Annotated in this window: 20 protein-coding genes; 14 read left to right on the top strand and 6 right to left on the bottom strand. The window is 67.8% G+C overall.

All coding sequences use genetic code 11. From position 1 onward, the window contains the following. Window positions 1-24 precede the first annotated feature (24 nt). Window positions 25-1,068 (bottom strand): rod shape-determining protein, encoded by a 1,044-nt coding sequence (locus AC3WPZ_RS10820; RefSeq protein ID WP_066269288.1) that lies wholly within the window; start codon window positions 1,066-1,068, stop codon window positions 25-27. Window positions 1,069-1,337: 269 nt separating this feature from the next. Here AC3WPZ_RS10820 and gatC point away from each other — a divergent pair, with 269 nt between their 5' ends. From gatC to gatB, 3 genes are read left to right on the top strand one after another with little or no spacing between them, the layout of a single operon-like run. Beyond that, window positions 1,338-1,637, top strand: coding sequence for an Asp-tRNA(Asn)/Glu-tRNA(Gln) amidotransferase subunit GatC (gene gatC, locus AC3WPZ_RS10825; RefSeq protein ID WP_444687950.1), 300 nt, complete (start codon window positions 1,338-1,340; stop codon window positions 1,635-1,637). After that, the gene (gene gatA, locus AC3WPZ_RS10830; RefSeq protein WP_492439522.1) at window positions 1,634-3,124 is read left to right on the top strand and encodes an Asp-tRNA(Asn)/Glu-tRNA(Gln) amidotransferase subunit GatA; all 1,491 of its coding nucleotides are present in this window, start codon (window positions 1,634-1,636) and stop codon (window positions 3,122-3,124) included. Before gatC ends, gatA begins: the two co-directional genes overlap by 4 nt. A 1-nt stretch (window position 3,125) precedes the next feature. Beyond that, window positions 3,126-4,580, top strand: coding sequence for an Asp-tRNA(Asn)/Glu-tRNA(Gln) amidotransferase subunit GatB (gatB, locus tag AC3WPZ_RS10835; protein WP_382163287.1), 1,455 nt, complete (start codon window positions 3,126-3,128; stop codon window positions 4,578-4,580). Between the two features lie 3 nt (window positions 4,581-4,583). Here the strand turns inward: gatB and AC3WPZ_RS10840 are convergent, their stop codons facing one another. Beyond that, window positions 4,584-5,285 (bottom strand): DUF4124 domain-containing protein, encoded by a 702-nt coding sequence (locus AC3WPZ_RS10840; RefSeq protein ID WP_382322777.1) that lies wholly within the window; start codon window positions 5,283-5,285, stop codon window positions 4,584-4,586. Window positions 5,286-5,298: 13 nt separating this feature from the next. Further along, complete coding sequence (pyrE, locus tag AC3WPZ_RS10845; protein ID WP_382163284.1) at window positions 5,299-6,015, bottom strand: orotate phosphoribosyltransferase; 717 nt, start codon at window positions 6,013-6,015, stop codon at window positions 5,299-5,301. Window positions 6,016-6,025: 10 nt separating this feature from the next. Here pyrE and AC3WPZ_RS10850 point away from each other — a divergent pair, with 10 nt between their 5' ends. After that, window positions 6,026-6,817, top strand: a complete 792-nt coding sequence (locus AC3WPZ_RS10850; protein WP_382163282.1) for an exodeoxyribonuclease III — start codon at window positions 6,026-6,028, stop codon at window positions 6,815-6,817. 15 nt (window positions 6,818-6,832) lie between these two features. Next, complete coding sequence (locus AC3WPZ_RS10855; RefSeq protein WP_492439525.1) at window positions 6,833-7,468, top strand: LysE family translocator; 636 nt, start codon at window positions 6,833-6,835, stop codon at window positions 7,466-7,468. Window positions 7,469-7,491: 23 nt separating this feature from the next. On the opposite strand, the gene AC3WPZ_RS10860 is transcribed toward AC3WPZ_RS10855, so the two are convergent. Further along, a complete protein-coding gene (locus tag AC3WPZ_RS10860) occupies window positions 7,492-7,971 on the bottom strand; it encodes a MarR family winged helix-turn-helix transcriptional regulator (RefSeq protein ID WP_382322779.1) in 480 nt (159 codons plus the stop codon). Window positions 7,972-8,094: 123 nt separating this feature from the next. Between AC3WPZ_RS10860 and AC3WPZ_RS10865 the strand changes: the two genes are divergently transcribed. The 8 genes from AC3WPZ_RS10865 (at window position 8,095) to AC3WPZ_RS10900 (ending at window position 15,487) form a co-directional block, all read left to right on the top strand. Then, window positions 8,095-9,273 (top strand): ABC transporter substrate-binding protein, encoded by a 1,179-nt coding sequence (locus AC3WPZ_RS10865; RefSeq protein ID WP_382322780.1) that lies wholly within the window; start codon window positions 8,095-8,097, stop codon window positions 9,271-9,273. A gap of 15 nt (window positions 9,274-9,288) precedes the next feature. Continuing rightward, window positions 9,289-10,377, top strand: coding sequence for a Rieske 2Fe-2S domain-containing protein (locus AC3WPZ_RS10870; protein WP_382322781.1), 1,089 nt, complete (start codon window positions 9,289-9,291; stop codon window positions 10,375-10,377). 6 nt (window positions 10,378-10,383) lie between these two features. Continuing rightward, complete coding sequence (locus tag AC3WPZ_RS10875; protein ID WP_492439527.1) at window positions 10,384-11,259, top strand: branched-chain amino acid ABC transporter permease; 876 nt, start codon at window positions 10,384-10,386, stop codon at window positions 11,257-11,259. Continuing rightward, window positions 11,256-12,278, top strand: a complete 1,023-nt coding sequence (locus AC3WPZ_RS10880) for a branched-chain amino acid ABC transporter permease (RefSeq protein WP_492439529.1) — start codon at window positions 11,256-11,258, stop codon at window positions 12,276-12,278. The genes AC3WPZ_RS10875 and AC3WPZ_RS10880 overlap by 4 nt, the downstream gene beginning before the upstream one ends. Continuing rightward, window positions 12,275-13,036: an ABC transporter ATP-binding protein gene (locus tag AC3WPZ_RS10885; protein ID WP_492439531.1), complete on the top strand. Its 762-nt coding sequence runs from the start codon at window positions 12,275-12,277 to the stop codon at window positions 13,034-13,036. The genes AC3WPZ_RS10880 and AC3WPZ_RS10885 overlap by 4 nt, the downstream gene beginning before the upstream one ends. Continuing rightward, window positions 13,033-13,779, top strand: coding sequence for an ABC transporter ATP-binding protein (locus AC3WPZ_RS10890; protein WP_382322785.1), 747 nt, complete (start codon window positions 13,033-13,035; stop codon window positions 13,777-13,779). The genes AC3WPZ_RS10885 and AC3WPZ_RS10890 overlap by 4 nt, the downstream gene beginning before the upstream one ends. Further along, entirely contained in the window at window positions 13,776-14,747 is a 972-nt protein-coding gene (locus AC3WPZ_RS10895; protein WP_492439534.1) for a PDR/VanB family oxidoreductase, read from the top strand. Before AC3WPZ_RS10890 ends, AC3WPZ_RS10895 begins: the two co-directional genes overlap by 4 nt. A gap of 101 nt (window positions 14,748-14,848) precedes the next feature. Next, window positions 14,849-15,487: an MBL fold metallo-hydrolase gene (locus AC3WPZ_RS10900; RefSeq protein WP_382322787.1), complete on the top strand. Its 639-nt coding sequence runs from the start codon at window positions 14,849-14,851 to the stop codon at window positions 15,485-15,487. A 2-nt stretch (window positions 15,488-15,489) separates the two neighbouring features. Here the strand turns inward: AC3WPZ_RS10900 and AC3WPZ_RS10905 are convergent, their stop codons facing one another. Further along, window positions 15,490-16,356 carry a M48 family metallopeptidase gene (locus AC3WPZ_RS10905; protein ID WP_382322788.1) on the bottom strand — a complete coding sequence of 289 codons (867 nt, stop codon included), beginning with the start codon at window positions 16,354-16,356 and terminating at the stop codon, window positions 15,490-15,492. Window positions 16,357-16,418: 62 nt separating this feature from the next. On the opposite strand from AC3WPZ_RS10905, the gene AC3WPZ_RS10910 reads away from it, so the two are divergent. Continuing rightward, window positions 16,419-17,801 carry an AmpG family muropeptide MFS transporter gene (locus AC3WPZ_RS10910; protein WP_444687959.1) on the top strand — a complete coding sequence of 461 codons (1,383 nt, stop codon included), beginning with the start codon at window positions 16,419-16,421 and terminating at the stop codon, window positions 17,799-17,801. 3 nt (window positions 17,802-17,804) lie between these two features. Here the strand turns inward: AC3WPZ_RS10910 and AC3WPZ_RS10915 are convergent. Next, window positions 17,805-19,315: class I adenylate-forming enzyme family protein (locus tag AC3WPZ_RS10915; RefSeq protein ID WP_492439536.1), on the bottom strand; the 1,511-nt coding region annotated here is incomplete at its 5' end.

Genomic DNA, 19,315 nt, shown 5'->3' on the forward strand with positions numbered 1-19,315 from the left:
CGGCCGCCGGGCGGCGGCCGGGGTTTATTCGCTGGTGAAGATCGTGCCCAGGCGCTCCATGCGCTCCAGGGCCATGCCGCAACCGCGCACCACGCAGGTGAGCGGCTCTTCGGCCACCAGCACCGGCAGGCCGGTTTCTTCGGCCAGCAGGCGGTCGAGGTCGCGCAGCAGCGCACCGCCGCCGGTGAGCATCATGCCGCGCTCGGCGATGTCGGCGCCCAGCTCGGGCGGCGTGTGCTCCAGCGCCATCTTCACGGCCGTGACGATGTTGTTGAGCGGGTCGGTCAGGGCTTCGAGGATCTCGTTGCTGGAGATGGTGAAGCTGCGCGGCACGCCCTCGGAGAGGTTGCGGCCCTTGACTTCCATTTCCTTGACTTCGCTGCCGGGGAAGGCCGAGCCGATCTGTTTCTTGATCGCTTCGGCCGTGGGCTCGCCGATCAGCATGCCGTAGTTGCGGCGGATGTAGGCAATGATGGCGTCGTCGAAGCGGTCACCGCCCACGCGCACGCTGCCCTTGTAGACCATGCCGCCCAGGCTGATGACGCCCACCTCGGTGGTGCCGCCGCCGATGTCGACCACCATGGAGCCGGAGGCGTCCGACACCGGCAGGCCGGCGCCGATGGCCGCGGCCATGGGTTCCTCGATCAGGTAAACCTCGGACGCGCCGGCGCCCAGGGCCGATTCGCGGATGGCGCGGCGCTCGACCTGGGTCGAGCCGCAGGGCACGCAGATGATGATGCGCGGGCTCGGCTTGAACATCGAGCGCGGGTGCACCATCTTGATGAACTGCTTGAGCATCTGCTCGGTGACGGTGAAGTCGGCGATCACGCCGTCCTTCATGGGGCGGATGGCCTCGATGTTGCCGGGCACCTTGCCCAGCATGGCCTTGGCCTCGTGGCCGACCGCCTGGATGGTCTTCTTGCCCTGGGGGCCGCCTTCGTGGCGGATGGACACGACGGAGGGCTCGTCGAGCACGATGCCCTTGTTGCGAACGTAGATGAGGGTGTTGGCGGTGCCGAGGTCGATGGCCAGGTCGGTCGAAAATTGCCGACGGAAAGCTTCAAACATGGTGCATGGGTCCTGTGGGGCACGGGCGCGGCTGTGCGCGCTCGTCGCCGGGTATGGGGCCGGGTCGTTGGCCGGGCATCGGTGCTAAGTGGTTGATTCCTAGGCGAAAACCGCAACGGCACGGGCGCTGCCGTTAAACCTTGGATAATACCGTATCCCCTGTGTACAACTGCGCGCAAACAGGGTGCATTTTGTCCAGTTACAAGCCGTTTCAGGGCGGAAAACCCGCAGACGGTGCGTCTCTTCCCCATCCGGAACCCTCTTTTGCCATGTCCCTGACCCCGTCCGACATCGGGCGCATCGCCAACCTCGCGCGCCTGGAGCTCTCCGGCGCGCAGAGCGAGACCATGCGCACCCAGCTCAATGGCTTCTTCGACATCGTCGAGCAGATGAACGCGGTGGACACCACCGGCGTGGAGCCCCTGGCCCATCCCACGGCGGTGATCGACCACGTCTCGCTGCGCCTGCGCCCGGACGTGGCGAGCGAGCCCAACGACCGCGAAGCCAACCAGAAGAGCGCCCCGGCGGTCGAGCGCGGCCTGTTCCTCGTGCCCAAGGTGATCGAATGAACGATCTGCACATCCTGGGCGTGAGCGAGCTGGCCGCCGCCATTGCCGACAAGAAAACCAGCAGCGTCGAGGCCGCCCAGCACCTGCTGGCGCGCGCGAAGCAGCACAGCGCGCTCGGCGCCTACCTGTCCTTCAATGAAGAGGCCACGCTGGCCCAGGCCCGCGCGGCCGACGCGCGCATCGCCGCCGGCGAACGCACGCCGCTGCTGGGCGTGCCGCTGGCGCACAAGGACATCTTCGTCACCAAGGACTTCGCCACCACCGCGGGCTCGAAGATGCTGGCGGGCTACCAGAGCCCATTCGACGCGACCGTGGTGCAGCGCCTGGCCGCGCAGGGCGCGGTGACGCTGGGCAAGCTCAACTGCGACGAGTTCGCCATGGGCGGCAGCAACGAGAACTCGGCCTTTGGCGCGGTGCACAACCCCTGGGACACCACGCGCGTGCCGGGCGGCTCCTCGGGCGGCTCCGCCGTGGCCGTCGCCGCGCGCCTGGCACCCGCCGTCACCGGCACCGACACCGGCGGCTCGATCCGCCAGCCGGCCAGCTTCTGCGGCATCACCGGCATCAAGCCCACCTACGGCCGCTGCTCGCGCTACGGCATGGTGGCCTTCGCCTCCAGCCTGGACCAGGCCGGCCCGATGGCGCGCAGCGCCGCCGACTGCGCGGTGCTGCTCAGCGCCATGGCCGGCCCCGACATCGACCGCGATTCCACCAGCCTGGACCACCCGGCCGAGGACTACACCGCGCTGCTCGGCCAGCCGCGCGAAGGCGCCACCGCCGCTCAGCCGCTCAAGGGCCTGCGCATCGGTCTGCCCAAGGAATTCTTCGGCGAAGGCTGCGCGCCCGACGTGCTCGCCACCGTGCGCGCCGCGCTGGCGGAGTATGAAAAGCTCGGCGCCACGCTGGTCGAGGTCTCGCTGCCGCGCACCGAGCTCTCCATCCCGGTCTACTACATCATTGCGCCGGCCGAGGCCAGCTCCAACCTCAGCCGTTTCGACGGTGTGAAGTTCGGCCACCGCGCCGCGCAGTACGGGGACCTGACCGACATGTACAAGAAGTCGCGCAGCGAAGGCTTCGGGCCCGAGGTGCAGCGCCGCATCATGATCGGCACCTACGTGCTCAGCCACGGTTACTACGACGCCTACTACCTGCAGGCTCAGAAGATCCGCCGCCTGATCGCGCAGGACTTCCAGGCCGCGTTCGCGCAGTGCGACCTGATCGCCGGCCCGGTGGCGCCCACCGTGGCCTGGAAGCTCGGCGAAAAGAGCAACGACCCGGTGGCCAACTACCTGGCCGACATCTACACCCTCTCCACCAGCCTCGCCGGCCTGCCCGGCATGAGCGTGCCCGCCGGCTTCGGCGCGGGTGGCCTGCCGGTGGGCCTGCAGCTTGTGGGCAACCATTTCCAGGAAGGTCCGCTGCTGCAGGCCGCGCACGCCTTCCAGCTGGCCACCGACTGGCACACCCGCGCTCCGCAAGGCTATTGACATGAGTTCCAGCAAATCCCTTCTGGTCGGCGGCTACGAGGTGGTGATCGGTTTCGAGACCCACGCCCAGCTCGCCACGCAATCCAAGATCTTCAGCCGCGCGCCCACGGCCTTCGGCGCCGAGCCCAACACGCAGGCCTGCGCGGTGGACCTGGCTTTGCCCGGCACGCTGCCGGTCATGAACCGCGCGGCCGTCGAACTCGCGATCCGCCTCGGGCTCGCGCTCGGTTCGCACATCGCCGAGCAGAGCGTGTTCGCGCGCAAGAACTACTTCTACCCCGACCTGCCCAAGGGCTACCAGATCAGCCAGTTCGAGATCCCGGTGGTGCAGGGCGGCGAGGTCTCGTTCTTCCTCGGTGACGAGAAGAAGACCGTGCGCCTGGTGCGCGCGCACCTGGAAGAAGACGCGGGCAAGAGCCTGCACGAGGACTTCATCGGCCAGAGCGGCATCGACCTCAACCGCGCCGGCACGCCACTGCTGGAGATCGTGACCGAGCCCGACATCCGCTCCAGCGCCGAGGCCGTGGCCTACGCGAAGGAGCTGCACAAGATCGTCACCTGGATCGGCATCTGCGACGGCAACATGCAGGAAGGCTCGTTCCGCTGCGACGCCAACGTCTCGGTGCGCAAGCCCGGGGCGCCGCTGGGCACGCGCCGCGAGATCAAGAACCTGAACAGCTTCAAGTTCATGCAGCAGGCCATCGACTACGAGGTGCGCTGGCAGATCGAGCAGATCGAGGACGGTCACGCGATCCAGCAGGCCACGGTGCTGTTCGATCCCGACACCGGCGAGACGCGCGCCATGCGCACCAAGGAAGACGCGGCCGATTACCGCTACTTCCCCGACCCGGACCTGCCGCCGCTGGTGATCGCGCGCGACTGGGTGGACCAGGTGAAGGCCGCCATGCCCGAGCTGCCGCGCGCGATGGCCGAACGCCTGGTGCGCGACTACGGCCTGCCCGAGTACGACGCCACCACGCTCACGCAAAGCCCGGCGATGGCCGCCTACTTCGAGACAGCGGCCCAGGCCAGCGGCCAGGCCAAGCTGGTCAGCAACTGGATCATGGGCGAGGTCTCGCGCCGGCTCAACGCCGAGGAACGCGACATCGCCGGCGTGCCGGTGAGCGCCGCGCAACTGGCGGCCGTGATCGGGCGCATCGCCGACGGCACGGTGTCGAACAACGCCGCCAAGCAGGTCTTTGACGCCCTGTGGACCGGCGAGGGCCGCGAGGTCGACGCCGTCATCGAGGCCAAGGGCCTCAAGCAGATGAACGACAGCGGCGCGCTGGAGAAGATCATCGACGAGGTGATGGCCGCCAACGCCGAGATGGTCGAGCAGTTCCGCGCCGGCAAGGACAAGGCGTTCAACGCCCTGGTCGGCCAGGCCATGAAAGCGAGCAAGGGCAAGGCCAACCCGCAGCAGGTCAACGACCTGCTGCGCCAGAAACTCGGTTGAGGGTCAGCGCCCGGCGGATGCCGGGCTGCCGACGCCGGTGCGGTTGCCGCCCGCGGCCGTCCAGAGCTGGCGCAGCTTGGCCAGCTCTTCGTCGAAGCGGGCGTTGATGCGCTGTTTTTCCTGGACCTGCTCGTCCAGGAAGCGCTTCTGCACCACCATCTGCTTCTCGTTGTCTTCGATCTTGCGCTTGAGCCAGTTGGGCGCCTTGCTGACGTCGTTCTGGTAGAACTCCAGCTCGACGTTGATGTCCTTGCGTTGCGCCACCAGCGCCAGCTCGCGCTTGTTCACCGCGCCGATGACCTCGTCGATCTGCGCCAGGGCGTCGGCCCGCTCCTTGTCGTGCACCCCCTGGTTGGGGTAGCGGATCATCAGGGCGCGTTCGCGACGCTTTTCTTCCTGCAGGCGGCTGCGCTGTTCCTCTTCCTGTTTGCGCTGGGCGTCGAGCCTGGCGCGCTCGTCGGCGGTGTAGCTCGGCGGCAGCGTCTTGCGCACGGTGCCGCTGTTGCCCAGTTGCTGCTGCTCACGGTCCAGGCATTCGACGATGGGGCGGTCTCGAACGATGGTGTTGCCCTTGGCATCCTTGCAGGTGTACATGCCCGCCTGCGCGTGTGCCGTGTCCCACAGGCCCCCGCCGAGCAACAGCGCGCCACCGGCCAGCCACAGGCGACGGGAGAGAACGGAGAACAGGGGGTGGTGCAGGGTCATCGTGGAAGAAGGGTCAGGACACGCCGTAGCGTTGCCGGTAGGCCAGCACCCGTTCGCGGTGCGAATCGAACTCGCCGCCAGAGCGGGCGGTCAAATAGTGCAGCAAATCGGCCAGCCTCGCAATCGTGCAGACCTGCATGCCCAGCTCGCGCTGGACATATTGCACGGCGCTGTGGTCCACGTCGCGCACCTGGCCGTCGGCGCCGACCTCGGTGGCCTTTTCCTGGCGGTCCAGTGCGATCGCGATGGCGTGCGGCGTGGCGCCGGCGGCGCGGATCAGCGCGATGGATTCGCGCGCCGCGGTGCCGGCGGACATCACGTCGTCGACGATCAGCACGCGGCCCTTGAGCGGCGCGCCGACCAGGGTGCCGCCTTCGCCATGGTCCTTGGCTTCCTTGCGGTTGTAGGCGAAGGGCACATTGCGGCCCAGTCGCGCGAGCTCGATGGACACCGCCGCGCCCAGCGGAATGCCCTTGTAGGCCGGGCCGAAGATCATGTCGAACTCGATGCCGCTGGCGACCAGGGCTTTTGCATAGAATTGTGCGAGCCGGCCCAGCTTGGCGCCGTCGTCGAACAGACCGGCGTTGAAGAAATACGGGCTCATGCGCCCGGCCTTGGTCTTGAATTCACCAAAGCGCAACACGCCGGCATCGACGCAAAACTGCACGAATTCCTGCGCGAGCGCAGCATCGGGCGCGCCGGCCTTCGCCGCGCCTGTATCCAACACCATGGAGACATCCTTGTTCAAACTGACCAGCCTCAACCTCAACGGCATCCGTTCCGCCACCACCAAGGGGCTGGAGAAATGGCTCGCCGCGCACCGGCCCGATTGTATTTGTGTGCAGGAGGTCAAGGCCCAGGCCGCCGATGTGAGCGGCCGCTTTGAAGAAATCGCCGGCCTCAAGGGGCACTTCCACTACGCCCAGAAAAAGGGTTACTCGGGCACGGCGGTGTACACCCGCCACGAGCCGAGCGACGTGATCATCGGCTACGGTTCAACCGAGTTCGACGCCGAGGGCCGCTTCACCGAGCTGCGCTTCGACACGCCCCAGCGCAAGCTCTCCATCCTGAGCGTCTATTTCCCCAGCGGCTCCTCGGGCCCCGAGCGGCAGGAAGCCAAGTACCGCTTTCTCGATGGCTTCTACCCCCACCTGCAGGCGCTCAAGGGCGGGCGCGAGTTCATCCTGTGCGGCGACGTGAACATCGCCCACCAGCAGAAAGACCTGAAGAACTGGCGCAGCAACCAGAAGAACAGCGGCTTCCTGCCCGAGGAGCGCGCCTGGATGACCAAGCTGCTCGACGAGGCCGGCCTGGTGGACGTCTACCGCCGGCTGCAGCCCGACACCACCGACACCTGCTACACGTGGTGGAGCAACCGGGGCCAGGCCTACGCGAACAACGTCGGGTGGCGGCTGGACTACCACCTCGCCACGCCGGCCATGGCAGCGCTCGCGCGCAGCGAGTCCATCTACAAGGGCGAGAAGTTTTCCGACCACGCGCCGCTGACGATCGAATACGACTTCCAACACTGAGCGAAGGAGCGGCCCATGTTCCCGACGGAGATCCTGCTGGCCTACGTGGCCGCCTGCACCTTGGTGGTGGTGTCGCCCGGGCCCGACAACATCCTGGCCATCGGCCGGGGCCTGAGCCAGGGCCCACTGGCCGCCGCGCTCTCGGCCTTCGGCGCGGGACTGGGCATCCTGTTCCACACGCTCGCGGCCACCTTCGGCCTGTCGCTCATCATCCAGGGCTCGCCCGAGGCGTTCTGGGCCGTGAAGGTGGTGGGCGCGTTGTACCTGCTGTGGCTGGGTTACAAGGCGCTGGTCGCCGGTGACCTGATCTCGTTCCAGCCCTCGGCGCGCGTGCCGCTGCGCAAGGTGCTGCTCACGGGCGTGTTGTCCAACGTGCTCAACCCCAAGCCGGGCCTGTTCGTGCTGGCCTTCCTGCCGCAGTTCGTGAGCGCGGGGCGCGGCCCGGTGGTGGTGCAGATGCTGGTCTACGGCGCGATCTTCGCGCTGATGACGGCGGTGATCTTCGCGCTCATGGGCGGCTTCGCGTCCCACCTGGCGGGCTGGCTGCAGGCGCGGCCGCGCATGGTGCGCGGCGTGAACGTGGGCGCGGGCCTGACCTTCATCGCCGCCGGCCTGTCGGTGCTGTCGCTCAAGCAGCGCAGCGCGTTGTAACCCACCGGGGCCGGGCGGTCGGCTCAGTCCGACGGGGGCAGGCTGTAGCCGCGCCCCTTCGATGCATGCGCTTCGATCAGCTCGTGCATCAGCCGCATGAACTCCTTGCGGTCCTTGGGCGGGAGCGGCTCAAGAAACAGGTCCTGCGAGCGCAGCATGGGGGGAACCACCTTGGCCAGCAATTGCTCACCCTCTGACGTCGCCGTGACCTGACGGACCCGCTTGTCCGTCGGTGACACCTCGCGTTTGACCAGCCCTCTGGATTCCAGGCGGTCAATCACATTGCCGATGGTCGACGTGTCAAAGCCGATGGTCCGGGCCAGCGTGCCCTGATCGATGCCCGGCGACTTGCAGATCGTCTGCAGCGACGAGTACTGCACGGGCGTGACATTGATGTCGCCCATCTCCTGCACGAACAACGCCACCACGATCTGGTGGATGCGGCGCGCGTAGTGCCCGGGCAAATCGTTGAGGTCGACCTCGAGGTGTTGTTGGCTCTTCATGACGTGTCCCTAGGGTTAGCCCCAATTTTACGAGAAATGGAATTCACTAAACTGAAGTTCAGCATGCTGAATATCAGTATGCGTCCTACTCCATTCTCACCCATCGACAGCAGGAGACGCCTCATGAACTTCCGATACCGACTCCACGGGCTGGTGGCCATCGCCGGCCTCCTGGTCCTTGCCACGGGGGCTCCCGCGCACGCCCAGACCGGGCCCGTCAAGGTCGGGCTGGTCCTTTCGCTGACCGGCCCCTTTGCCGCCACCGGCAAGCAGATCGAAGCCGGCGCCAGGCTCTACCTCACCCGCCATGGCGACACGATGGCGGGCCGCAAGATCGAGTTCGTCGTCAAGGACGATGGCGGCTTGCCGGACCAGGCCAAACGCATCGCGCAGGAAATGGTCGTCAACGACAAGGTGGATGTGCTGGGGGGCTTCGTGCTCACGCCGCTGGCGCTGGCGGTGGCGCCCGTGGCCTCCCAGAGCAAGACGCCGGCCATCGTCATGTCGGCGGGCACCTCCAGCGTCATCGACGCATCCCCGTTCTTTGTGCGGGTGAGCTTCACCCTGCCGCAGAACTCGGTCGGCGTGGCCGAGTGGGCGCCCCGCAACGGCATCAAGAGCGTGGTGACGCTGGTCAGCGACTACGGCCCGGGCATCGACGCCGAGCTGTCCTTCAAGAAGCGCTTCGAAGCCAGTGGCGGCGCGGTGAAGGAGGCCATCCGGGTGCCGGTGCGAAATCCCGACTTTTCGCCCTTCCTGCAGAAGGTCCGGGACGAAAAGCCCGACGCCGTGTTCGTCTTCCTGCCCGCCGGTGTGGGAACCCAGTTCATGAAGCAATTTGCCTCGCGTGGCTTGGACAAGGCCGGCATCCGGCTGATCGGCACGGGTGACGTGACCGAAGACGACATCCTCAACGACATGGGCGACGTCGCCCTGGGGGTGGTCACGTCTCACCACTACTCCGCCGCGCACCCCTCGCCTGAAAACCAGGCGTTTGTGGAGGCCTTCAAGAAGGCCAATGGTGGCAAGCGGCCGAACTACATGGCCGTGGCTGGGTACGACGGCATGCGCGTGCTCTCGAACGCGTTGAAGTCCACGGGCGGCAAGGGGGGCGAGCCGCTGTTGAACGCGATGAAAGGGCAATCCTTCGACAGCCCGCGCGGGCCTGTGCAGATCGATCCGCAGACGCGAGACATCGTGCAGAACGTCTACATCCGGCGCGTCGAACGCAAGGAGGGCGAGCTCTACAACGTGGAGTTCGATGTCATGAAAGCCGTGCGCGATCCCGGGCGCGGCAACTGATCCCAGGAGATCTCAATGGCTTGGTTGAAAAACGCCTGGTACGTCGCAGGCTTTCAGAACGAACTCGATGGCGGCAAGGTCGTTGCCCGCACCTTTCTGGGAACGCCCGTGGTGATGCTGCGGCACTCCGATGGGCGCATCGCCGCGCTGGAGGACATGTGTCCTCACCGGCTCATGCCCTTGTCCGCCGGCAAGCGCATCGGCGACGAGCTCGAGTGCGGCTACCACGGCATGCGCTTCGGTGTGACAGGTGTGTGCACGCTGGCACCGGGTCAGTCGCACATCCCGGCGCAGGCCTGTGTGCGCAACTACCCGTTGGCGCAACGCCATGGGCTGCTCTGGATCTGGATGGGGAGGCCCGATCTCGCCGACGCCGACCTCGTTCCCGACATCCGCTGGAACGACCACCCGGAATGGACGCCGTCGCGTGGTTACCACCATGTGGAGGCGGGCTTCCAGTTGTCGGTCGACAACCTGATGGATCTCGGACACGAAAGCTGGGTGCACCTGCGCACCATCGGCCAGGAGGACGAGGAAGCGATTCCCAGCTATCCCGTCAAGGTGACGGTCAAGGGCGAAGGCCTGCTGCACGCGCACCGCGAGATGCCCAACATCGACGCGCCGCCGTTCTTCGCGATGGTGCTGGATCACCAGGGCAAGATCAACCGCTGGCAGACCGCCGTCAGCCTGGCGCCCTCGATCTGCATGACCGATTTCGGCGTGTACCCGGTGGGCACCTCCGCGGACCACGCCTACAGAAGCCATGTCCTGCACCTGCTCACACCGGAGAGCGAGAAGACCACCCACTATTTCTGGTCGGTCGCCCGCAACCGGCGCCTGGACGACGAGGGCCTGACGCAGGCGGTCTGCCGGGCGATCGAGCAGACTTTCGACGAGGATGCCCTGGTGCTCAAGATCCAGCAGTCGCAGGTGAGCAGGCACGGGGGCGCCGTACCGCGCGTGGCCCTGAAGGTGGACGAGGCGCCGATCCGGGCGCGCCGCCTGCTCGAGGCGCTGGTGAGGAAGGAGAACGAGGACCCGAACTTCGTCTACCGGCCGCAACTGATGATGGAAGACACGACGCCCGAGTTGGCGATGGTGTGACAGAGCATGTTGACGATCCTGTTCGATGGCATCGCCTACGGCATGCTGCTGTTCGTCCTGGCGGTGGGTCTCTCGGTGACCATGGGCTTGATGAACTTCATCAACCTCGCGCACGGCGCTTTCGCCATGGTCGGGGGGTACACGACGGTGCTGCTCCTGCAGCGGGCCGAGATGCCCTTCCTGTTGTGTCTGCCCATCGCCTTCCTCGTCGCGGCCGCCCTGGGCGCGGTGCTGGAGGGCACGCTCTACCGGCGCCTGTACCAGCGTTCCCACCTGGACCACGTGCTGTTCTCGATCGGCCTGGTCTTCATGGCGGTGGCGGGCTTTGACTACCACTTCGGCTCCTCGCCGCAAAACGTGCTGCTGCCCCAGTGGCTGATGGGGCGCACCGAGATCGGTTCGGGCGATCTGACGCTGGCCATGGGCCACTACCGCCTGTTCATCATCGGCGTGTGTGCCGCCGTCACGCTGGTCCTGCAATGGATCCTGGCGTCCACGCGCTTTGGTGCCCGCCTGCGCGCCTCCGTGGACGATCAGCGCGTGGCCGCCGGTCTGGGCATCAACGTGAATGTGGTGTTCCTGTCCACCTTTGCGTTCGGCTCCGGCCTTGCGGGCCTGGGGGGCGCGCTCAGCGCGGAAGTCCTCGGGCTGGATCCGACCTTCCCGCTCAAGTTCATGATCTATTTCCTGATCGTGGTGGCCGTCGGTGGAACCTCCTCCGTCACCGGACCGCTGATCGCTGCCATCCTGCTGGGCGTGGCGGATGTCGCGGGCAAGTACTACATCCCCAAAATGGGCGCATTCATCGTTTACGTCCTGATGATCGCCATCCTGCTCTGGCGCCCGCATGGCCTGTTCGTCCGTCAAGGGAGGCGCGCATGAACCCCATCTGCATCTCGCAGCGCAAGCTGCTGGGCGCCGCGCAATGGCGCTGGTGGGAGCCCGTGCTGTGGGTGGCGGCCTTCGCATCGCCGATCCTGCTGCCCCAGCACGCACACGCCATCGGCGAGATCGCCATCGTTGCGCTGTTCGCCATCTCGCTGGACCTGGTTCTGGGCTACGCCGGCATCGTGTCGCTGGGGCATGCGGCCTTCTTCGGTCTGAGCGCCTACGCGGCGGCGTTGTTCGCCAAGCATGTGCATCCCGACCCCTTGCTGGGGCTGGTGATGGGGGTGTTGCCCGCGGCGCTGCTGGGTTTTGTGGCCAGCTTCACGGTTCATCGGGGAACCGATCTCACCCGCGTGATGGTGACCCTGGGCACCTCGTTGATCCTGCTCGAGGCGGCGAACAAGCTGGACTGGCTCACCGGCGGGGCGGATGGCCTGCAAGGTGTCGCGATGGCGCCGGTGCTCGGGCGCTTCGAGTTCGACCTGGTGGGCCGCACGGCCGCCTACTACGCGCTGTCCGTCTTGCTGGTGTGCTTCCTGGTCGTGCGTCGGGTGATGCACTCCCCCTTTGGCGTGTCCATGAAAGCGATCCGCGACAACCGCCTGCGCGCCACCGCCATCGGCATCCCGGTCAACTCGCGGCTGACCGCCGTGTACACCCTCGGCGCGGCGCTCGCCGGCGTGTCGGGCGCGCTGCTGGCGCAGACCTCTGCGTTCGCCTCGCTGGATGTCTTTGACTTCCACCGCTCGGCCGATGTGCTCCTGATCCTCGTCATTGGCGGCGCGGGCTGGCTGTACGGCGGTGTGATCGGGGCCATTGTCTTCAAGTCCCTGCACGGAGTGGTTTCCGGCCTCACCCCCCAGTACTGGACCTTCTGGCTGGGCCTGTTCCTGGTGGTGCTGGTGCTGGTCGGCCGCGATCGCCTGGTGCGCCCCTGGCGCTGGTTCGGGCCCTGGCGGAAAGTGACCCGACGACAACAGGGGATCGCGACCAAGGTGGGAGGTGAAGCATGAAGGACGTGGTTCTGGCCGCCGAGGGGCTGGTCAAGCAGTTCGGCGGCATCACCGCCACCGACAACGTGACGCTGGGCATCGAACGCGGCGCGCGGCATGCGCTGATCGGCCCCAATGGGGCCGGCAAGACGACGCTGGTCAACCTGCTGACGGGTGTGCTGGATCCCACGAAAGGGCGCATCGTGCTCGAGGGGAAGGACATCACGGGGCTGTCCCCGCACGAACGCGTCAAGCGCGGCCTGGTGCGCACCTTCCAGATCAACCAGTTGTTTCCATCCATGACGCCTCTGGAGACGCTGGCGCTCGTGATCGCCCAGCGCGCGGGAGACGGCGCGTCGTTCTGGCGCCCTTTGGGGCGCAGCGAGCAAGTGGCGCGCGAGGCCGATCGCCTGCTCGAACAGTTCCATCTGGAGCCGGTGGCCGATGTGCCGACGGAACGGTTGCCGTATGGCAAGCGCCGCCTTCTCGAGATCGCGATGGGCCTGGCTTGCCGCCCCCGGGTGCTGCTGCTCGACGAGCCCGTGGCCGGCGTGCCGGCGGGGGAGCGGGAAGAGATTCTCCGAACGGTCGCCTCGTTGCCGGACGACGTGTCGGTGCTCCTGATTGAACACGACATGGACCTCGTCTTCAGCTTCGCCCGCAGCATGACCGTTCTGGTGAACGGGTGCGTCCTCACCGAAGGAACGCCCGACGAGATCGCCCGCGATCCGCGCGTGGCCGAGGTGTACCTCGGCCATGGACAGGAGGTCCCTGCATGAGCGCGCTGCTTCAACTGGAGAACGTGTCGGCGGGGTACGGCGAGGCCGTTGTGCTGCATCACGTGTCGTTTGCCTTGAACGAAGGCGCCACCCTGGCGCTGCTGGGCCGCAACGGCGTCGGGAAAACGACGCTGATCGACACCCTGGCGGGGGCGACCCGCCAACATGCCGGCCACATCCGGTTGGCCGGCCGATCGCTGCAGGGCCTGGCCTCGCACCAGCGCGCCGCATCGGGCATCGGCTGGGTGCCACAGGAGCGCAACATCTTCAGATCGCTGACGGTCCACGAGAACCTGAGCTCGGTGGCCCGCCCGGGGCGTTGGACGCCGGCTCGCGTCTACGAGATGTTTCCCCGGCTGGCGGAACGCAAGTCCAACCTGGGCACGCAACTGTCCGGCGGGGAGCAGCAAATGCTGGCGGTGGGGCGGGCGCTGGTGCTCAATCCGAGGCTGCTGCTGCTGGACGAGCCGCTGGAAGGCCTCGCTCCCATCATCGTGGAAGAGCTCCTGCGGGCCATCCGGCGCATCACGCGCGATGAAGGCATCTGCGCCATCATCGTCGAGCAGCACCCCCAGGCCATCCTGCGGATCAGCGACCAGGCCATCGTGCTCGATCAAGGCGCGGTGCGCTTCGATGGCCGCGCGGAGGAACTGCTGAACGACCGGACCCGGCTCGACGCCTTGATCGGTCTGTCCCAGGGCGCGTCCGGTTCGGCCCGTCCCGCGCGAGAGCTTCAACGATGACCACCTGTTCCAATCCCCTGCGCGTTCGCGTGATGCGCAAAGAACCCCTGGCGCGCGACATCGCCCTGTTCGAATTGAGGGCCGAGGGGGCTTCGGTGCTGCCGGCGTTCGCCGCCGGCTCGCACATCGATGTCTTTCTTCCCAATGGCCTCACCCGCCAGTACTCGCTGTGCAACGATCCTGCCGAGGCGCACCGGTACCAGATCGCGGTGCTCAAGGATCCCCATGGCCGTGGGGGATCCCGGGCCATGCACGAGTCCGTGCAAACCGGCGATGTGATCTCCATCAGCGCACCGAAGAACCACTTTCCCCTGGCGCACGCGGCCGACTCGTCGCTGCTGCTGGCCGGCGGCATCGGCATCACGCCGCTCCTGTGCATGGCCGACCGGCTTTCGGCCCTGCAGCACCCCTTCGAGATGCACTACTGCGCGCGCTCCGTGGAGCGAATGGCCTTCCGGGACCGCATCGGCCGTTCTGGCTACGCGGACAGGGTGGCGTTCCACTTTGACGATGGCGCCTCTGATCAGCGGCTGGACATCGGCGAGCTGCTGCGGGACCCTCGGCGCGGCGTTCACCTGTACACCTGCGGCCCGCAAGGCTTCATGGATGCCGTGCTGTCCACGGCCCGCCAGGCCGGCTGGCCCGAGGACCGGCTGCACCATGAGTTTTTCAACGCCCGGCCGGTCCAGAAGAGCGATGACGGCGGCTTCGAGGTTCAGTTGGCCAGCTCGGGTCGCGTGATCCACGTGCCGGCGGACCAATCCGTGACCGCCGCGCTGGCCGCGGCGGGCGTGCCTGTGCCGACCTCCTGCGAGCAGGGTGTGTGCGGCACCTGCCTGACGCGCGTCGTGGCGGGCGAACCGGATCACCGCGACCTGTACCTCTCACCGCAGGAGCAGGCCTCCAACAGCCAGTTCCTGCCTTGCTGCTCTCGGGCCAAATCGGCCCGTCTGGTTCTGGACCTCTGACGATCCCGGGCGGCCTTCGAATCGTCAGATGCCTGGCGTTTAAAGTACGGTCGCCCGTTCGACGGCGTTCCATCCTGATTCGCAAAGACCAGTCCCGATCCATGCTCCGCTACCACACCGTTCCCGTCACCGCGTTCGCGCAGAACTGCTCCCTCGTCTGGTGCGACGACACCATGGACGCGGCGGTCATCGATCCCGGCGGTGACCTGGAGCGCCTGTTGGCCGAGGTGCAGCGGCTGGGCCTGAAGCTCAAGGCCATCTGGCAGACCCATGCGCACATCGACCACGCGGGTGGCACGGCCGAACTCGCGCGCCGCCTGAGCCTGCCCATCATCGGCCCGCACCCGGGCGACCAGTTCTGGATTTCGGGCCTGCCGCAGCAGGGCGCGATGTTCGGTTTTCCACCGGCCGAGGCCTTCACGCCCACGCGCTGGCTGGCCGATGGCGACACGGTGCAGATCGGCCATTGCACGTTGAACGTGCGGCACTGCCCGGGGCACACGCCGGGCCACGTGGTGTTTCATTCGCCGCAGGCCAAGCGCGCCTTCGTGGGCGATGTGCTGTTCGCCGGCAGCATCGGTCGCACCGATTTCCCGCAGGGCAATCACCAGCAGCTGATCGACAGCATCACGGGCCGCCTCTGGCCCATGGGAGACGACACGGTGTTCATTCCCGGCCATGGGCCGGAGAGCACCTTCGGCCGGGAGCGCCAGAGCAACCCGTACGTGCGCGGGACCTGAGCTCAGCCCTTGCGGGCCTGTTCGTAGAGGCTCTGCACCTTGGGCACGTTGGCTTCCAGTTCGCGGATGCGATCAGGGCCGCTGGGGTGGGTGGAGAGGAAGCTTGCGCCCGAGCCCCCGCCGTTGGCGGCCATCTTCTGCCACAGGCTCACGCTGGCGCGCGGCTGGTAGCCCGAGCGGGCCGCGAGTTCCAGGCCCACCAGGTCGGCCTCGGTCTCGTCCTCGCGGCTGAACTTGAGGGTGAGCAGCTGCGTGCCGAGGTTGGCGGCCACATCGCCCAGCTGGCCCAGGCCCAGCAGTTGTGCCGCAATCGACAGGCCGATCCCGGTGGCGTTGCTCTTGGCCACGCGCGAGCGGGCGTGCTCGCGCAGCGCATGCGCCATTTCGTGGCCCATGATCATCGCGGTCTCGTCGTCGGTGAGGCCGAGCTTTTCCAGGATGCCGGTGTAGAACGCGATCTTGCCGCCCGGCATGCAGAAGGCGTTGATCTGCGTGCTCTGGATCAGGTTGACTTCCCACTTCCACTGCGTGGCGCGCTTGTTCCATTGCGCCGAGTGGGGAATGATGCGGCGCGCGATGGTGCGCAGGCGCTGCACCTGCGGGTGGCCGTCGGGCATCAGCACCTTCTTGGCGTTGGCCTCGGCCATCATCTGGCCGTACTGCTGGCCGGCGGCGTTTTCCAGCTCATCGGCCGGCACCAGCTTGCGCAGCGTGGAGCCCTCGCCCACGTTCACCTGCGCGACGGCCGGCAGGGCCGACGCCGCGGCGGCGGCGGTGCCCGCCAGCACGAAGGCGCGGCGGGCCGACCACACGTGTTCGGGCCGAGGGGTCTCAGGGGCGGGGGACTTCAGGTCGCAGAGCAGGCACATGCGTGAATAATAGACAAAGCCGGGCATTTGTGCCTGCACCTTTTTTCCTTTTATCCACTTCCATGTCCGTGCCCCCCACCTTGCCGCAGACTGCCCCCACGGACGCTGACACCACCGCCCGACCCACCTGGGGCGAGACCTTGCGGGTGTACCTGGAGCCGGCCAGCCTGCGCATGTTCGCGCTCGGGTTCTCCGCCGGCCTGCCGCTGCTGCTGGTGCTGGGCACGTTGAGCTTTCGCCTGCGCGAGGCCGGGCTGGACCGCACCACGATCGGCTACCTGAGCTGGGTCGGCCTGGCCTACGGCTTCAAATGGTGCTGGGCGCCTTTGGTGGACCGCCTGCCCATTCCGCTGCTCACGCGCTGGCTCGGCCGGCGGCGCAGCTGGTTGCTGCTGTCTCAGGCGTTGATCATGGCCTCGCTGGTGGGCATGGCGCTGGCCGATCCGCGCACCGAGCTCCAGCTGGTCGTGTGGTGCGCCCTGGCCGTGGCGTTTGCCTCGGCCACGCAGGACATCGCGCTGGACGCCTTCCGCATCGAATCGGCCGACGTGCGCCACCAGGGCGCGCTGGCGGCCACCTATCAGACCGGTTACCGGCTGGCCATGATCTGGGCCGGGGCGGGCGTGCTGTGGATCGCCGCCCGCGCGGAAATCGCCCCCGCCGCCGGGGCCACCGCGCCCGGCGCGCTCTACCAGCAGGCGGCCTGGACCACCGCCTACCTGGTGATGGCCGCGAGCATGCTCGTGGGGGTGCTCACGGTGCTGTTCTCGCGCGAACCCGCGCGCGTGGCCTTGCCTCCCGCGAAGAACGCCGCCGACTGGCTGCGCGGCGCGCTGATCGAGCCGTTCGCCGACTTTCTGCGGCGCTACGGCAAGCAGGCGCTGCTGATCCTGGCGCTGATCGGCGTCTACCGCATCAGCGACGTGGTGATGGGCATCATGGCCAACCCCTTCTATGTGGACATGGGCTACACCAAGGACGAGGTGGCGGCCGTGACCAAGGTGTTCGGCGTCATCATGACGCTGGTCGGCGCCTTCATCGGTGGTGCGCTGTCGCTGCGCCTGGGCGTGATGCGGGTGCTCATGCTGGGCGCCGTGCTCTCGGCCGCGAGCAACCTGCTGTTCGCCTGGCTGGCGGGGCACGGGCACGACGTGACGGCGCTGATTCTGGTGATTTCCGCCGACAACCTCAGCGCCGGGGTGGCCTCGGCGGCGTTCATCGCCTACCTCTCGGGCCTGACCAATGTGCGCTACTCGGCCACGCAGTACGCGCTGTTCAGTTCGATGATGCTGCTCGCGCCCAAGTGGCTGGCGGGCTACTCGGGCGCTTTCGTGGATGCCTACGACTACACGACCTTCTTCATCGCCACGGCCTGCCTCGGTGTGCCGGTGCTGCTGCTGATCTGGCTGGCGACGCGCCTGGCACCGGTCGAGCCCAAGGCCTGAGGCTCAAGCTTCCAGCAGGGCCTTGACGGCCGGCTTCTGCACCTTGCCCAGCGCGGTCTTGGGCAAGGCCGCCACGCGGTGCCATCGGCGCGGCCACTTGTAGCGCGCCAGCCGGCCGTCCAGAAAGCCCTGCAGCGCGGCCGCCCAATCTTCGGCCGCGCCGTCGCGCAGCACCACCACGGCCACCACCGCCTCGCCCCAGCGCGGGTCGGCCTGGCCGACCACCGCACATTCGACCACCCAGGGGTGCTGCACCAGCAGGTTCTCGATCTCGGCGGGGTAGATGTTCTCGCCGCCCGAGATCAGCATGTCCTTGGCGCGGCCGACCACGGTGAAGCTGCCGTCGGCCGCCTGTTGCGCGAGGTCGCCGCTGTGGAAGAAGCCTTCGGCGTCGCAGGCCGGCTGGTCGGGCCAGTAGCGTTGCACCACATTGGGCCCACGCAGCCACAGCTCGCCGACTTCGCCGACGCCCACCGGCTGGCCGGCGGGGTCGCGCAGCGTCACCTGCACGCCGGGCGAGGGCCAGCCGCAGGCGCCCAGGTGGCTGGCCGCATGGGCGGGCGGCAGGGCGATGGAGAACGGGCCGGTCTCGGTGCTGCCGTACACATTGCACACCGGCACGCCGCGCGCGTGGCAGGCTTCGATGAGCGGGGCGGGCAGCAGGCTGGAGCCGGCCCAGATGGCGCGCAGACTGCCCAGGTGGGTGCCGGACCAGTCGGTGTGCGTGGTGAGCGCCTGCAGCGTGGCGGGCACTTGCAGCGTGAGGGTGGGACGGTCGTCGTGCAGGCTGCGCAGGGTGGTGCCGGCGTCGAATCGGCTGTGCAGCAGCACCTGCGCGCCCACCGAGAGCGCGGGCAAGGTCTGGATGCACAGGCCACCGACATGGAACAGCGGCAGCACGGTGAGCACCGTGTCGTGTTCGCTCAGGCCCTGCACCTGCGCGGCGATCGCCATGTTGGCCAGCAGGTTGCCCTGGGTGTGCACCGCACCCTTGGGCGCGCCCATGGTGCCCGAGGTGTAGACCAGCAGCGCCGGGTGGTCGGCGCTGCCCTGCTCGCCTGCGCCGTCGGCCACGGGATCGACCGGCAGGCCGTCCAGGTGGAGCGTGGCGGGGTGGGCGAGCGATCGGGCCGCGGCGGCCAGCGCCGTGTCGTGCACCAGCAGGGCGGGGCGGCAATCCTGCAGCAGCGCGGCCCACTCGGCGGGCGAGAGGCGGTGGTTCAGCGGCACCAGCACCGCGCCCAGCCGCGCCAGCGCGAAAAGCAGGGCGATCTGCGCCGGGTGGTTCAAACCCAGCCAGACCACGCGGTCCCCCTCGCGCACGCCGTGGGCGCGCGCGAGCCCCTGCGCCAGCGCGTCCGCGTGCCGGGCCAGCTCGGCAAACGACAGCTGGCCCCAGCGCGGGTCGGGGCTGGCCTGGCCCGGCTCGCGCCAGCGCAGCGCCGTCGCCTGCGGTCTTGCCTGGGCCTGCTGGCGCAGCAGAGCGGCCAGCGAACCGGCAGGCAGGGTGGGGG

The sequence above is a fragment of the Hydrogenophaga sp. FW305-3-2-15-A-LB1 genome (assembly GCF_058787875.1).

Coding starts and splice junctions, on each gene's coding strand:
- AC3WPZ_RS10820 (WP_066269288.1), bottom strand. CDS start 1,068: ATGTTTGAAGCTTTCCGTCGGCAATTTTCGACCGACCTGGCCATCGAC.
- gatC (WP_444687950.1), top strand. CDS start 1,338: ATGTCCCTGACCCCGTCCGACATCGGGCGCATCGCCAACCTCGCGCGC.
- gatA (WP_492439522.1), top strand. CDS start 1,634: ATGAACGATCTGCACATCCTGGGCGTGAGCGAGCTGGCCGCCGCCATT.
- gatB (WP_382163287.1), top strand. CDS start 3,126: ATGAGTTCCAGCAAATCCCTTCTGGTCGGCGGCTACGAGGTGGTGATC.
- AC3WPZ_RS10840 (WP_382322777.1), bottom strand. CDS start 5,285: ATGACCCTGCACCACCCCCTGTTCTCCGTTCTCTCCCGTCGCCTGTGG.
- pyrE (WP_382163284.1), bottom strand. CDS start 6,015: ATGGTGTTGGATACAGGCGCGGCGAAGGCCGGCGCGCCCGATGCTGCG.
- AC3WPZ_RS10855 (WP_492439525.1), top strand. CDS start 6,833: ATGTTCCCGACGGAGATCCTGCTGGCCTACGTGGCCGCCTGCACCTTG.
- AC3WPZ_RS10860 (WP_382322779.1), bottom strand. CDS start 7,971: ATGAAGAGCCAACAACACCTCGAGGTCGACCTCAACGATTTGCCCGGG.
- AC3WPZ_RS10865 (WP_382322780.1), top strand. CDS start 8,095: ATGAACTTCCGATACCGACTCCACGGGCTGGTGGCCATCGCCGGCCTC.
- AC3WPZ_RS10870 (WP_382322781.1), top strand. CDS start 9,289: ATGGCTTGGTTGAAAAACGCCTGGTACGTCGCAGGCTTTCAGAACGAA.
- AC3WPZ_RS10875 (WP_492439527.1), top strand. CDS start 10,384: ATGTTGACGATCCTGTTCGATGGCATCGCCTACGGCATGCTGCTGTTC.
- AC3WPZ_RS10880 (WP_492439529.1), top strand. CDS start 11,256: ATGAACCCCATCTGCATCTCGCAGCGCAAGCTGCTGGGCGCCGCGCAA.
- AC3WPZ_RS10885 (WP_492439531.1), top strand. CDS start 12,275: ATGAAGGACGTGGTTCTGGCCGCCGAGGGGCTGGTCAAGCAGTTCGGC.
- AC3WPZ_RS10890 (WP_382322785.1), top strand. CDS start 13,033: ATGAGCGCGCTGCTTCAACTGGAGAACGTGTCGGCGGGGTACGGCGAG.
- AC3WPZ_RS10895 (WP_492439534.1), top strand. CDS start 13,776: ATGACCACCTGTTCCAATCCCCTGCGCGTTCGCGTGATGCGCAAAGAA.
- AC3WPZ_RS10900 (WP_382322787.1), top strand. CDS start 14,849: ATGCTCCGCTACCACACCGTTCCCGTCACCGCGTTCGCGCAGAACTGC.
- AC3WPZ_RS10905 (WP_382322788.1), bottom strand. CDS start 16,356: ATGTGCCTGCTCTGCGACCTGAAGTCCCCCGCCCCTGAGACCCCTCGG.
- AC3WPZ_RS10910 (WP_444687959.1), top strand. CDS start 16,419: ATGTCCGTGCCCCCCACCTTGCCGCAGACTGCCCCCACGGACGCTGAC.